General features: G+C 69.1%; 9 protein-coding genes. 8 read left to right on the top strand and 1 reads right to left on the bottom strand.

The genetic code is table 11. The features are described 5' to 3' along the window. Positions 1-105 precede the first annotated feature (105 nt). The 8 genes from pagP to CCR84_RS12900 all read left to right on the top strand — a co-directional run bounded on the left by pagP (position 106) and on the right by CCR84_RS12900 (position 11,880). The gene (gene pagP, locus CCR84_RS12935; RefSeq protein ID WP_201212983.1) at positions 106-3,552 is read left to right on the top strand and encodes a lipid IV(A) palmitoyltransferase PagP; all 3,447 of its coding nucleotides are present in this window, start codon (positions 106-108) and stop codon (positions 3,550-3,552) included. A gap of 10 nt (positions 3,553-3,562) precedes the next feature. Continuing rightward, entirely contained in the window at positions 3,563-4,879 is a 1,317-nt protein-coding gene (locus CCR84_RS12930) for a peptidylprolyl isomerase (protein ID WP_201212981.1), read from the top strand. A 3-nt stretch (positions 4,880-4,882) separates the two neighbouring features. Then, on the top strand, positions 4,883-5,923 hold the full coding sequence (pdxA, locus tag CCR84_RS12925; RefSeq protein ID WP_201212979.1) for a 4-hydroxythreonine-4-phosphate dehydrogenase PdxA: 1,041 nt from the start codon (positions 4,883-4,885) through the stop codon (positions 5,921-5,923). A gap of 36 nt (positions 5,924-5,959) precedes the next feature. Then, on the top strand, positions 5,960-6,763 hold the full coding sequence (rsmA, locus tag CCR84_RS12920; protein WP_201212977.1) for a 16S rRNA (adenine(1518)-N(6)/adenine(1519)-N(6))-dimethyltransferase RsmA: 804 nt from the start codon (positions 5,960-5,962) through the stop codon (positions 6,761-6,763). Between the two features lie 226 nt (positions 6,764-6,989). Continuing rightward, the gene (locus CCR84_RS12915; protein WP_338052615.1) at positions 6,990-8,852 is read left to right on the top strand and encodes a 2-oxoacid:acceptor oxidoreductase subunit alpha; all 1,863 of its coding nucleotides are present in this window, start codon (positions 6,990-6,992) and stop codon (positions 8,850-8,852) included. After that, positions 8,849-9,916: a 2-oxoacid:ferredoxin oxidoreductase subunit beta gene (locus CCR84_RS12910; RefSeq protein WP_201212974.1), complete on the top strand. Its 1,068-nt coding sequence runs from the start codon at positions 8,849-8,851 to the stop codon at positions 9,914-9,916. Before CCR84_RS12915 ends, CCR84_RS12910 begins: the two co-directional genes overlap by 4 nt. After that, positions 9,901-10,446 carry a DOMON-like domain-containing protein gene (locus tag CCR84_RS12905; RefSeq protein ID WP_201212972.1) on the top strand — a complete coding sequence of 182 codons (546 nt, stop codon included), beginning with the start codon at positions 9,901-9,903 and terminating at the stop codon, positions 10,444-10,446. Before CCR84_RS12910 ends, CCR84_RS12905 begins: the two co-directional genes overlap by 16 nt. Before the next feature lie 216 nt (positions 10,447-10,662). Then, a complete protein-coding gene (locus CCR84_RS12900) occupies positions 10,663-11,880 on the top strand; it encodes an exo-beta-N-acetylmuramidase NamZ family protein (RefSeq protein WP_201212970.1) in 1,218 nt (405 codons plus the stop codon). Positions 11,881-12,339: 459 nt separating this feature from the next. On the opposite strand, the gene selD is transcribed toward CCR84_RS12900, so the two are convergent. Next, positions 12,340-13,431: a selenide, water dikinase SelD gene (gene selD / locus CCR84_RS12895; RefSeq protein ID WP_201212968.1), complete on the bottom strand. Its 1,092-nt coding sequence runs from the start codon at positions 13,429-13,431 to the stop codon at positions 12,340-12,342. Positions 13,432-13,444 lie beyond the last annotated feature (13 nt).

Here is a 13,444-nt window from a genome sequence, read left to right as displayed (position 1 = left end):
CCACCCGCGCGCGAATGGCCACCCATGGCCACGAATGGCCGCGACTCACGGGCGCTCCTGATGCGTTTCCCTTCCGCCGACCCGAATCCAGCCCCCCCAGGACGAATGAATTTCCGCATCGGTCTTCCCTTTCGCGTGAAGCCTCTCGCGGTGTTCGTCTCGGGCGCCATGCTCGGCGCCTTGCCGCTCGCCGCCGGCGCGCAGGGGCTGAGTCCCCTGCGCGTGCACCCGGCGCTGCTCGGGCTGCCGGTGCCTCCGACGGCTTCGCTACCGAGGCCCGCCAGCCCCCCCGCCACCGGCACCGCCGGGCGCGCGCTCGACGCGGGCAGCGGCACGGGGCGTTCGTCGGGCACGCGCCCGGCCTCCCGCAGCACTGACAAGGCGGCCCGTGGCGCGGCCACCGCCGAGCCGTCTGCCGTCGCCGCCCCTGTGCCACCGTCGTGGGCCCAGCGCTTGTGGCAGCCGGTCAGGCAGACCTGGGATCTCGGCACGCTCGAGCTCTACCTGCCGTTCCACACCTACCACCTGCGCAGCGCGTATACCAAGGAACAGATCGCCGGCTATCAGGAAAATCCGCCCGGCCTGGGGGCCGGCTTCGGTCGCTATAACGAGAAGGGCAACTGGGAAGGCGTCTACGCGATGGGCTTCCACGATTCGCACTTCAAGCCACAGTGGATGGCCGGCTACGGGTGGAAGACCTTCTGGAATCCGGTCGATGAGGTGAAGCTCGGTCTCGGCTACACGGCCTTCCTGATGATGCGTGCCGACATCTTCGACTACAAGCCCTTTCCCGGCATCCTGCCGATCGCTTCGATCGGCTATCGCAACCTGAGTCTCGAAACGGCCTTCGTTCCCGGCGGTGCGGGAGCCGGCAACGTCTTCTTCTTCTGGGCGAAGTGGGAGTTCGGCAAGGCGGGCGAGGCGATCGGGACGCCGGCAAGCGCTCCTGCGGCGGCGCAGGAACAGCGTCCGCAGATCGTCGCCGGCCCTTACCGAACGCCGGCTGCTGCCCCCTACGCGGCAGGGAGCGTGCCCGCCACGGCCTTCCCGGCCGGCACGGCTGAATCTCCGGCGGCACCCTTGGCCGTACCGGAGAGTAGCGGCGAACCGTCGCCAGCCGAGGCGGATACCGAGGAAGAGCGCGTGGACGACGGCCTGCCGCCCTTGTCCCTGCGCCTGACCAAGCAGATGGGCGAACCGGTCAAGAGCGATCAGCCCCTCCCGGTTTTCCTGACCGCCGATCGCATCCACGGCGATACCGAAACCGAGATGGTCGCCGAGGGCGATGCCGAACTGCGCAGGATCGGCACGGTACTCACCGCCGAGCGCCTCACCTATTCGCCGGTTGAAGACGAAGTCACTGCCAGCGGCAAGGTGCGCATCGAGCAGGGCGGCGACGTCGTCTCCGGCCCCTATCTGCGCCTGCGTCTGCAGGATCAGGTCGGCTTCTTCGAACAGCCGAGCTACACGCTGATGCGGCAGCCGAAGGCGGTGGCGGCCTTCGGGCAGAGCGTTTCGGCGTTCGGTGCGCAGGACCCGCTGACGGTGGGCGGCACCTTGCCCACGACGCCGAATGGGGCCGCAGCCCCGGTGACGGGAACCGACAGCAGCTCCTACGTGATGCCTTCGGGATCGCCTTACGCCAGCGTTGGTGTGTCCACGGTGTCCTCGTTCTCGACGTTGGCGCCGCGCACCGCAGTCGAGGGGCACGGCCAGGCCGAGCGGATCGACTTCGAAGGCGAAAACCAGGTGCGCATCAGCGAAGGCACCTACAGCACCTGCAAGCCGGGCAACGACGACTGGTACGCGCAAGCGGACGAGCTCAGGCTCGACTACGACCGCGAGGTCGGCGAGGGGCGCAACGGCACGGTCTACTTCAAGGGCGTGCCGATCCTCTATTCGCCGTGGCTGACTTTTTCGCTCAACAACCAGCGCAAGTCGGGCTTCCTCGCGCCGACCTTCGCCTCGAGCACCACCAGCGGCTTCTCGCTGAACCTGCCGTATTACTGGAACATCGCGCCGAACATGGACGCGACCATCGCGCCGCGCATCCTGTCCAAGCGCGGCCTCCAGCTCAATACCGACTTCCGCTACCTCGATTACAACTATTCGGGACAGGCGCGGCTGGAACTGCTGCCCAACGACCTGCTCGCCGAGGAGAACCGCTGGGGGCTGTCGCTGCTGCATCGCCATACCTTGGCACCGGGGCTGTCCGGGCAACTCAATTTCAACGCGGTTTCCGACGACAAGTACTACACGGACCTGTCGAGCCGGATCGGCAGCACCGCGCAGACCCAGTTGCTGCGCCAGGGGATGCTCAACTGGTCGCCGAGCGGCTGGTGGACGACGAACCTCAACCTGCAGTCGTACCAGACGCTGCAGCCCGACCCCGCGGTGTCGGTGACGAAGCCGTACAGCCTCTTGCCGCAGATCAACTTCAACGCGCGCAAGCCGTATTGGCTCGGCGGCACCGACAGCTCGCTGTTCGGCCAGTATTCGGCCTTCGTGAATGCCGACCCGGCCAAGGCCGAGGCGCGGCGCCTGGTCGTCTATCCGCAGCTGGCGCTGCCGATCGTCAATCCCGGCTGGTACGTGACGCCGAAGCTCGGCGTGCATGCGACCAACTGGACGATGACCCGCCAGGACGCCGGCGCGCTGGCGGACGCACCCGACAGCTTCAACCGCACCCTGCCGGTCTTCTCGGTCGACGCCGGGATGACTTTCGAGCGGCCGTTGGAGTGGGCGGGTCAAAACTTCACGCAGACGCTCGAACCGCGCCTCTACTACCTGAACGTCCCCTACCGCGACCAGAGCCGCATCCCGGTCTTCGACAGCGGTCTGGCCGACTTCAACTTCGCGCAGATCTTCGCCGAGAACCAGTTCACCGGCCAGGATCGCTTCAACGACGCCAACCAGCTGACCGCTGCGGTGACCTCTCGCCTGATCGCCCCCGAGAGCGGGCGCGAACTGATGCGCGCGATGCTCGGCCAGCGCTTCTACTTCAGCGACCAGCAGGTGATGTTACCGACGCAGGCGCAGCGCGAGTGGAACAAGTCCGACCTGCTTGCCGCCTTCTCCGGCGAGGTCGCCCCGAAGCTCTACGCCGACGCGGCTGTCCAGTACAACGTCGATCAGGCGCGCACCCAGCGCACCTCGCTCGGTGCGCGCTACCTGCCGGCACCGGGCAAGGTCTTCAACGCCGCGTATCGCTTCAACCGCGACCAGATCAAGCAGGTCGACTTTTCCGGACAGTGGCCGATCCACGGCGGCTGGTACGCCGTCGGTCGCCTCAACTACTCGCTGAAGGACCAGCAGCCGATCGAGAACATCCTCGGCTTCGAGTACGACGGCGGTTGCTGGGTCGTCCGCATGGTCGGCCAGCGTCTGGCGACGGCGACGGGCGTCGCATCCTCGACGTTCTTCGTGCAACTGGAGCTCAACGATTTCGCGCGCGTCGGCTCCAATCCGCTCCAACTGCTCAGGCGCAGTATCCAGGGCTACGGCCGCATCAACGATATCCAGACACTTTCCGATCCCGCCCTTGGTCAATGAGGAAGACTGCATGAACTGCACGCGCTGCATCCGCTCCCTTTTCCTCGCCGTCGGCTTGCTGGCGCTCGCCGGCGCCGCCGCCGCTGCCACGCCGCGCAGCGAACCGGTGCTCGCCGACCGCATCGTCGCCGTCGTCAACGACGAGGTGATCACGCTCAACGAGCTGCGCAGCAGCCTCGATTCCGCGCTCGGCCGCTTGAAGCGCCAGGGCACGCCGCTGCCACCGCAGGACGTCCTGCAGCGGCAGATGCTCGAGCGCCTGGTGATGGACCGCATCCAGTTGCAGTACGCGCGTGACACCGGCCTGCGCATCGACGATGCGCAGCTCGAGATGGCGCTGCAGCGGATCGCCGCCAACAACCAGATGTCTCTCGCGCAGTTTGCCGCGCTCCTGGAAAAGGACGGAATTCCCTTGTCGCGTTTCCGCGAGGAGATCCGCGAGGAGATGACCATCGCCCGCGTGCGCGAACGCGAGGTCGAGAACAAGATCGCCGTCTCCGAAGGCGAGATCGACAACTATCTTGCCGCCGAAGCCGACAAGGGGGGCAGGAGCGAGGAATTCAGGCTGGCGCACATCCTCTTCCGCGCCCCGGAAGCGGCGAGTCCGGAGCAGATCCAGAAGCTCAGGGAGCGGGCCGAGCAGGTGCAGGCGCGGCTTGCTCGCGGCGAGGACTTCGCCCAGCTCGCCGCCGCCTATTCCGATGCGCCCGACGGGCTCAATGGCGGCGACCTCGGCTGGCGCCCGCTCGACCGCATGCCGTCGATCTTCTCGGCGTCGGCGGCGAGCCTGAACCCTGGCGAGACTTCGCCCCTGCTGCGCAGCGCGAACGGCTTTCACCTCATCAAGCTGATCGCCAAGCGCGGCGGTGCGGTGGTGCCGGCCGTGCAGCAGACGCGCGTCCGCCACATCCTGGTCAAGGTCAACGAGGTCGTCTCCGAGTCCGAGGCGCGCCATCGCCTCGAAGGGCTGCGCGAGCGCCTGGCGAACGGCGGCAACTTCGCCGAACTGGCACGCCTCTACTCGCAGGACGGTTCGGCACCGAAGGGCGGCGACCTCGGCTGGATCTACCCCGGCGACACGGTTCCCGAGTTCGAGCGCGCGATGAACGCGCTGCAGCCGGGCGAGATCAGCCAGCCGGTGCAGTCGCCGTTCGGCTTCCACCTGATCGAGGTGCTGGAGCGGCGCGTGCAGGACGTGTCCAGCGAACGCCAGCGCATGGCCGCGCGCCAGGCCCTGCGCGAACGCAAGTTCGACGAGGCCTACCAGGACTGGCTGCGCCAGGCGCGCGACCGCGCCTACGTCGACCTGCGTCTCGAGGAGCGCTAGCAGATGAACGCGTCTGCACTGCCGGTGCTTGCGGTCACCTCGGGCGAGCCGGCCGGTATCGGTCCCGAGCTCTGCCTGCGCCTGGCCGAGCGCGACTGGGCGGCCACGCACGGCGTGCGCCTGGTCGTCCTCGCTGACCGCGAGCTCTTGGCCGCGCGTGCCGCGCAGACGGGCTTTGCGCCGCGCCTGCGCGACTGGGATCCGCAAGCGGCCCCGCTTGCGGGCGTGCTCGACGTGCTTTCGCTGCCGCTCGCCGTGCCGGCGCAGGCGGGTGTGCTCGATGTCGCCAACGCGCCTTACGTGCTCGCGCTGCTCGATCGGGCGTTGGCCGGCTGCCGCGCAGGCGCCGACGGGACGCCGCCCGAATTCGCCGGGATGGTCACGGCGCCGGTGCAGAAGTCGATCATCAACGACGCCGGCGTCCCCTTCACCGGCCACACGGAGTACCTGGCCGCCGCCTGCGGCGTCCCCCGCGTGGTGATGATGCTCGCCGGCGGCGATCTGCGCGTCGCGCTGGCGACGACGCACCTGCCGCTGCGCGAGGTGCCCGATGCGATCACGCGCGACTCGCTCGCCGAGACGATCCGCATCATCGCCGCCGACATGCGCCGCAAGTTCGGCATCGCCGAGCCGCGCATCCTCGTCGCCGGGCTTAATCCGCACGCCGGCGAGGGCGGCTCGCTCGGTCGCGAGGAAATCGAGGTGATCGCGCCGACACTCGCCGCCCTGAGGGAGGAAGGCTTCAGGCTGATCGGCCCGCTTCCCGCCGACACCATGTTCACGCCGCCGCAGCTCGCGCGCGGCGACTGCGTGCTGGCGATGTACCACGACCAGGGGCTGACCGCCTTGAAGTACGCGACTTTCGGCGCCGGCATCAATGTCACCCTGGGGCTGCCGGTGATCCGCACCTCGGTGGACCACGGCACCGCGCTCGACCTCGCCGGCAAGGGTAGTGCCGACCCGGGTAGCCTCTTCGTCGCCGTCGAACAGGCGGCGCTGATGGTCAGCCGCTCGGCGGCGCTGGCGGCGGCGGATCGAGCTTGAGCGCATGATGCGGAACACCAGAGAGGGAGTGGGGCAATGAGCGAACACCGCGCGCGCAAGCGCTTCGGCCAGAACTTCCTGGTGGACCGCGGCATCATCGGCGACATCGTCAACGCCGTCGCGCCGCGCCGCGACGACTGCGTGGTCGAGATCGGTCCGGGCCTGGCCGCACTGACCGAGCCGCTCGCCGAGCGCGTGAACCACCTCCACGTGGTCGAGATCGACCGCGACCTCGCCGCGCGCCTGCGCCGTCGTTTCCCGGCCGAGCGCCTGACGGTGCACGAGGGCGACGCGCTCGAATTCGACTTCGCCGCGCTGCCGCGTCCCCCCGGCTCGCGGCTCAAGGTCGTCGGCAACCTGCCCTACAACATCTCGACACCGCTGCTCTTCCACCTCGCCGGCTTCGCCGAGCTCGTCTACGACATGCACTTCATGCTGCAGCGTGAAGTCGTCGAGCGCATGGTCGCCGAACCGGGCAGCAACGATTACGGCCGCCTGACGGTGATGCTCGGCTACCGCTTCGTCATCGACTGGCTGCTCGACGCGCCGCCCGAGGCCTTCGACCCGCCGCCGAAGGTGCATTCCGCGGTCGTCCGCCTGATCCCGCGCCCCGCTGCCGACTTGCTGGCGGCCGACGAGGCGGTCTTCGCCCAGGTCGTCGCCGCAGCCTTCGCGCAGCGGCGCAAGATGCTGCGCAACACGCTGAAGGGAATCGTCGCCGACGCGGGCTTCGCCGAACTCGGTATCGATCCGACGCGGCGCGCCGAGGAACTGGCGATCGCCGACTACGTGCGCCTGGCGAACTGGCTGTCCGCACAGCAAGGCGCACGCCAAGGCTGATCGGGCGCTTGAATTTCGGCGCCGCGCGCTTCAGACTTGCACTTGCCCCGGGTGCTTGCGCGCGGGGCGGGTCGGCAGCAGCCGCAGCGATGCGGGCAACGATGCAGGACGTGCGCAGCGATCACAAATGGGGGTTATCGTGTCAGAGACGCAGACAGCCGCGGCGCCGCCGCCGGCAGCAGGACGTGACGCGGAGGCGGGCGTTCACGCGGGAGGTGCAGCAGGCGTGGCAGCCGGTGAACCGCCGGCCGGCGGCGAGCGCGAGGTCGCGGCGCTCGACCGCGTCGTCATCCGCTTCGTCGGCGACTCCGGCGACGGGATGCAGCTGACCGGCAGCGAGTTCTCGCGCGCGATCGCGCGTGCCGGCCACGACTTCGCGACGCATCCCGACTATCCCTCCGAGATCCGCGCGCCGAGCGGAACGCTGTTCGGCGTCTCCGGCTTCCAGATCCAGTTCTCGTCGGGCGAGGTGTTCACCTCGGGTGACGCGCCGGACGTGCTGGTGGCGATGAATCCGGCGGCGCTGAAGACCAACCTGGGCGAACTCGCGCGCGGCAGCGTCCTGCTCGTCAACAGCGGCGCCTTCACGGCGGCCAACCTCGCGCGTGCCGGCTACGCGAAGAACCCGCTCGAAGACGGCAGCCTCGACGGCTACCGCCTGCTCGCGGTCGACATCTCGGCGCTCAACGCGCGCGCGCTGGCGGGGACCTCGCTGTCGAAGAAGGAGGTCGACCGCTGCAAGAACTACTTCGCGCTCGGCCTGATGCTGTGCCTGTTCGGGCGCCCGCTCGAAGCCGAGATCGCCGACGTCGCCCAACGTTTCGCGAAGAATCCGCGCTTTGCCGAGGCCAACGTCCTCGCCCTGCGCGCCGGCTACGGCTTCGCCGAGGCGAGCGAGCTGTTCGCGACCACCTTCGAGATTCGTGCCGCCTCCTCGGTTCCGGGCACCTACCGCAGCATCACCGGCAACCATGCGGCCGCGCTCGGTTTCGTCGCCGCCTCGGAACTCGCGGGAACGCCGCTCTTCCTCGGTTCCTACCCGATCACGCCGGCGACCGACATCCTGCACGAACTCGCCGCGCTGCGGCACTTCAAGGTGACCACCTTCCAGGCCGAGGACGAGATCGCCGGCATCTGCTCGGCGATCGGCGCTGCCTGGGGCGGCAGCCTGGCGCTGACGACGACCTCGGGACCGGGGATGGCCTTGAAGAGCGAGGCGCTCGGCCTCGTGACCATGCTCGAGCTGCCGCTGGTGATCGTCAATGTGCAGCGCGCCGGTCCCTCGACCGGCCTGCCGACCAAGACCGAGCAGTCCGACCTCCTGCAGGCGCTCTTCGGCCGCCACGGCGAATGCCCGATCCCGGTGATCGCTGCGCGTTCGCCGGCCGACTGTTTCGACTGCGCGATCGAGGCGATGCGCATCGCCGTCACCTACATGACGCCGGTGATCATGCTCTCCGACGGCGGCATCGCCAACGCCGCCGAGCCCTGGCGCATCCCCGACGTGGCCTCGCTGCCGCGCATCGCCGTGCATTACCGCAGCGATCCCGAGGGCTTTTCCCCCTACGCGCGAGACGAGCGGCTGGCGCGCGCCTGGGTGCCGCCGGGAACCCCGGGCATGGAGCACCGCATCGGCGGGCTGGAGAAGGACTTCCTTTCCGGCAATCTGTCGCACGACGCGCAGAACCACCAGCGCATGGTCGAGGTGCGCGCTGCCAAGGTCGCCGGCATCGCGCGCGACTTGCCGCCGCTGGTGGTCGACGGTCCCGACAGCGGCGACCTGCTCGTCGTCGGCTGGGGCGGTACCTGGGGCGCGATCGCCGAGGCGCGCAAGCAGGCCGCCGCGGCAGGTCTCTCGGTCGCGCACCTGCACCTGCGCCACCTGAACCCGCTGCCGCGCGACCTCGACGACATCCTCGGCCGCTACAAGACGGTCCTCGTTCCCGAGTTGAACCTGGGCCAGCTGTCCAGGCTGCTGCGCGAACGCACGCTGCGCGCCGTCGAGACGATGCACAAGGTGCAGGGACGACCGTTCCGCGTGAGCGAGATCCGCGCGCGCATCGAGGAACTTTGCGGGAGGCAATCATGAACGACATCGTCGAGTGCAGGGCGGCGGCGGGAAGCACGCAGGTGCTGACGCGCAAGGATTTCGAATCCGAGCAGGACGTGCGCTGGTGTCCGGGCTGCGGCGACTACGCGCTGCTGGCGCAGGTGCAGAAGCTCCTGCCGACGCTCGGCATCCCGCGCGAGAACTTCGCCTTCGTGTCGGGGATCGGCTGCTCCAGCCGCTTCCCGTACTACATGGATACCTACGGCATCCATTCGATCCACGGCCGCGCGCCGGCGATCGCCAGCGGCCTCAAGCTGGCGCGACCCGAGCTGTCGGTGTGGGTCGTCACCGGCGACGGCGACGCGCTGGCGATCGGCGGCAACCATTTCATCCACGCGATCCGCCGCAACATCGGGCTGAAGATCGTGCTGCTCAACAACCGCATCTACGGTCTGACCAAGGGCCAGTTCTCGCCGACCACCGAACTCGGCGAGAAGACCAAGACCTCCCCCTACGGCAACATCGACCCGCCGTTCTCAGCCGCCGCGCTGGCGCTCGGCGCCGGCGCGACCTTCGTCGCGCGCGTCCTCGACACCGACCTGCCGATGCTGCAGCAGGTGCTGGCGCGTGCCGCGACGCATCCGGGAACCGCCTTCGTCGAGGTGCTGCAGAACTGCATCGTCTTCAACGACGGCGCCTACTCGACGCTCACCGACAAGGCGACGCGCGACGAGGTCCGCCTCACGCTCAGGCACGGCCAGCCGCTGCGCTTCGGCAAGAACGGCGAGCACGGCATCCGCCTGCGCGGCCTCAAGCCGGAAGTCGTCAGCGTCGCCGGTGCGCCCGGTGTTGCAGAGGGCGAGGGCGTCGCCGAGAGCGAACTCGCGGTGCACGACGAGGCCGACGCGCACGGCAGCCTCGCCTTCCTGCTCGCGCAGTTCGCCGCGCCCGAGTTCCCGCAGCCGCTCGGCATCCTGCGCGCCGTCGAGCGCCCGGCCTTCGAGGTGATGAACGCCGGCATCGCCGCGGCCGCACGCGAGCAGCGCGGGCCGGCCGATCTCGCTAGCCTGCTCGCCGGCGGCGACACGTGGACGGTTGGCTGAACGCAGTCGCGCTGACCGCCCATCCGGCCGGCGCGACGACGAGAGCGCAGGTTTTCGTCGCTGCCGCGCCGGGCGGCGACGGCGCTCTCTGCCTCGACTACCGGCTCGACCTGCCGGCCGGTGCCAAGGTCGCCATCCCCGGCCCCGGCGACTCGCTGCCGCCCGACCGCCTGTGGCAGTTCACCTGCTTCGAAGCCTTCCTCGCGCGTGCCGGCGCCCCTCACTACCGCGAGTACAACTTCTCGCCGAGCGGGCAGTGGGCCGGCTGGCGCTTCAGCGACTATCGCCGGCGCGACGAACTGGCAGTGCCGGCGCCGCGACTCGAATGGACGCGCTCGGCTGCCAGGCTCACGCTGCGCGCCAGCCTGCCGGCGTCGGCGCTGCCCCCCGGCAGCGGCGTCCTGCAGCTCGGCCTGTGCGCCGTCCTCGTCGGCAACGACGGGGAGACCGCCTATCTCGCGCTGGCGCATCCGCGGGCGCTTCCCGACTTCCACGACCGCGCCGCCTTCGTCCTCGAACTCCCCGGCTGAGGCCGCGCCGCCGCTTCCACGACCCTTTCATCCTTAAACCTTAAAACCTCTTTTCATCCACGAAAAACACGAAAGCCACTAAAAAACATGGGGTTGCGGTCGTTCCGTGTCTAAGCCATCGGGTTGTTTCCACTCAGCACCGAACCTCATCAACGATTTCGTGTTTTTCGTGCATTTCGTGGCCAACTGCTTTTTTCAGGTTCATCCTTTTCGGACATGCTCACCGGACTCGAACGCCTTCTCGCCGACCCCGACCTGCGCCGTCCCCTGGCCGGCCGGCGGCTGGCGCTGCTCGCCCATCCCGCTTCCGTCACCCGCGACCTGACGCATGCGCTCGACGCGCTCGCGGCCCAGCCCGGGCTCGAACTCGGTGCCGCCTTCGGCCCGCAGCACGGGTTGCGCGGCGACAAGCAGGACAACATGGTCGAGTCGCCCGATTACCTCGACCCGCGCCACGGCATCCCGGTGCATAGCCTCTACGGCGAGGTGCGCCGACCGACCGACGCGATGATGGAAGGCTTCGACGTCCTGCTCGTCGACCTGCAGGACTTGGGCTGCCGCATCTACACCTTCATCACCACGCTACGCTACGTGCTCGAAGCCGCTGCGCGCCACGGCAAGGCGGTGTGGGTGCTCGACCGGCCCAACCCGGTCGGCCGGCCGGTCGAAGGCCTGACGCTGCGCCCCGGCTGGGAGAGTTTCGTCGGCGCCGGTCCGCTGCCGATGCGCCACGGGCTCACGCTCGGCGAGCTGGCACGCTGGTTCGTCGCCGAATTCGCGATCGACGTCGAGCTCGAGGTCGTCGCCATGGACGGCTGGCGCCCCGAGGAGGGACCCGGCTTCGGCTGGCCGCTGGGCGAGCGCAGCTGGATCAACCCGAGCCCGAACGCGCCCAACCTGTCGATGGCGCGCGCCTATCCGGGGACGGTGATGCTCGAAGGTACGACGCTCTCGGAAGGCCGCGGCACGACGCGCCCGCTCGAACTGTTCGGCGCGCCCGAGCTCGACGCCGGCGCGCTCGTCGCCGAGATGCGCAGGCTCGACGCCGGCACGGCCGAATCGTGGCTCGCCGGCTGCGTGCTGCGCGAGTGCTGCTTCGAGCCGACCTTCCACAAGCATGCCGGCCAGCTCTGCCACGGCGTGCAGATCCACGTCGATGATCCGGCGTACTATTCACACGATGTGTTCAAGCCGTGGCGCCTGCAGGCGCTCGCCTTCAAGGCGCTGCGCAACCTGCGTCCCGACTATCCGCTGTGGCGCGATTTTCCCTACGAGTACGAGCATGAGCGGCTGGCGATCGACCTGATCAACGGCAGCCCCCTGCTGCGCGAGTGGGTCGACGACCGGGCAGCGACGCCGGCCGAGCTCGACGCGCTGGCAGGCGCCGACGAGGCTGCCTGGAACGAGCGCCGGAGGGAGTTCCTGATCTATTGATCGCCCTTATTCGCGGCTTCCGCTGCTCCCACGCCCGTCGTGGGAGGGCCGGAAGGCCCGAATCATGGCGAGTGGTGTCACCCCCGAGCATGAAACGAAGCCATTTGCTGCCGTCATTGCGAGGCGCGTAGCGCCGTTGCAATCCAGTTCGTTCTTTCGCGGCCTCGCCAGTTCGTGCAACCCGAAACCAGTCCTACGCACTGGATCGCCACGCCCTGCGGGCTCGCGATGACGTGCCTTTGCGGACGCGTCGTGGCGGTTCGCGTCATTGCGAGGCGCGTAGCGCCGTGGCAATCCAGTTCGTTCTTCCGTCTCCTCGCCCTTGTCGGCCATCCACGGCCGACCGGATGCGAGACCTGGGTACTGGATCGCCACGCCCTTCGGGCTCGCGATGACGTGCTGCTGATCGCCAAGCCCCTCGGCCTCTCGATGACGGAACCGAAGTGCCAGCCCGACTTCTCAGCCGACGATCAGGCGCGGCGTTCCGCTCTCCAGCCGGCCGATGACCACCGCCTCGGCGAAGCCCTCGCCGTGCAGCAGTTCGAGCACGCGTGCGGCGCCGCTCTCGGCGCAGGCGATCAGCAGGCCGCCGCTGGTCTGCGGGTCGGTGATCAGCGTGCGCTGCCAGTCGGGGCTGCCGTCGGGCAGCACCACCTCGGCGCCGTAGGCCGCCCAGTTGCGCCCCGTGGCGCCGGTGACGACGCCGTTGCGGCTGTGCGCGAGCGCTTCGGCGATGAGCGGCAGCGCGGCGAAATCGACGCGCGCGGCGAGTCCCGAGCCGCGGCAGATTTCGAGCAGATGACCGCCGAGACCGAAGCCGGTGACGTCGGTCAGCGCATGCACCTCGTCGAACCCGGCCAGCGCCGTCCCCGGCGTGTTCAGCGTGGTCGTCCATTTGATCATCTCTCCGTAGCCGTCGGTCGAGAGGATGCCCTTCTTCAGCGCCGCCGAGAGCACGCCGATGCCGAGCGGCTTCGACAGGATCAGGACGTCGCCCGCGCGTGCCGAGCTGTTGCGGCGGACGCGCTGCGGATGGACGAGACCGATGCCGACCAGCCCGTAGATCGGTTCGAGCACGTCGATGCTGTGCCCTCCTGCGATCGGGATGCCGGCCGCGGCGCAGACCGCCTCGCCGCCGGCGAGGATGCGGCGGATCGCGTCCTCGGGCAGCTTGTCGAGCGGCATGCCGACCAGCGCCAGCGCGAACAGCGGCTTGCCGCCCATCGCATACACGTCGGACAGCGCGTTGGTCGCCGCGATGCGGCCGAAGTCGTAGGGGTCGTCGACGATCGGCGTGAAGAAGTCGGTGGTGGCGACGATCGCCTGCTCGTCGTTCACGCGATAGACGGCGGCGTCGTCGCTGGTCTCGGTGCCGACCAGGAGGTCGGGCGGGAGCACGCGCAAGGGCGATTCGGCGAGGAGGCGCGACAGCACCGCCGGCGCGATCTTGCAGCCGCAGCCACCGCCGTGGCTGAAGCGGGTCAGGCGGACGGGTTCGGCGTCGGTCGTGGCGGCGGGTCGGGCGGCTGATTCGGCTGTCTTGTCGTTCATGGCGGCTCTGTTC

This window comes from Rhodocyclus purpureus, from assembly GCF_016653115.1.
GTDB classification, from domain to species: Bacteria; Pseudomonadota; Gammaproteobacteria; order Burkholderiales; family Rhodocyclaceae; genus Rhodocyclus; species Rhodocyclus purpureus.
The sequence above is the reverse complement of the archived record's forward strand: the minus strand, read 5'-3'. Positions and strand labels throughout refer to the sequence as shown.

Excerpts from the sequence above, each read along its gene's own strand:
- pdxA (WP_201212979.1), top strand. The coding sequence starts at position 4,883 with ATGAACGCGTCTGCACTGCCGGTGCTTGCGGTCACCTCGGGCGAGCCG.
- pagP (WP_201212983.1), top strand. The coding sequence starts at position 106 with ATGAATTTCCGCATCGGTCTTCCCTTTCGCGTGAAGCCTCTCGCGGTG.
- selD (WP_201212968.1), bottom strand. The coding sequence starts at position 13,431 with ATGAACGACAAGACAGCCGAATCAGCCGCCCGACCCGCCGCCACGACC.
- CCR84_RS12930 (WP_201212981.1), top strand. The coding sequence starts at position 3,563 with ATGAACTGCACGCGCTGCATCCGCTCCCTTTTCCTCGCCGTCGGCTTG.
- CCR84_RS12910 (WP_201212974.1), top strand. The coding sequence starts at position 8,849 with ATGAACGACATCGTCGAGTGCAGGGCGGCGGCGGGAAGCACGCAGGTG.
- CCR84_RS12900 (WP_201212970.1), top strand. The coding sequence starts at position 10,663 with ATGCTCACCGGACTCGAACGCCTTCTCGCCGACCCCGACCTGCGCCGT.
- rsmA (WP_201212977.1), top strand. The coding sequence starts at position 5,960 with ATGAGCGAACACCGCGCGCGCAAGCGCTTCGGCCAGAACTTCCTGGTG.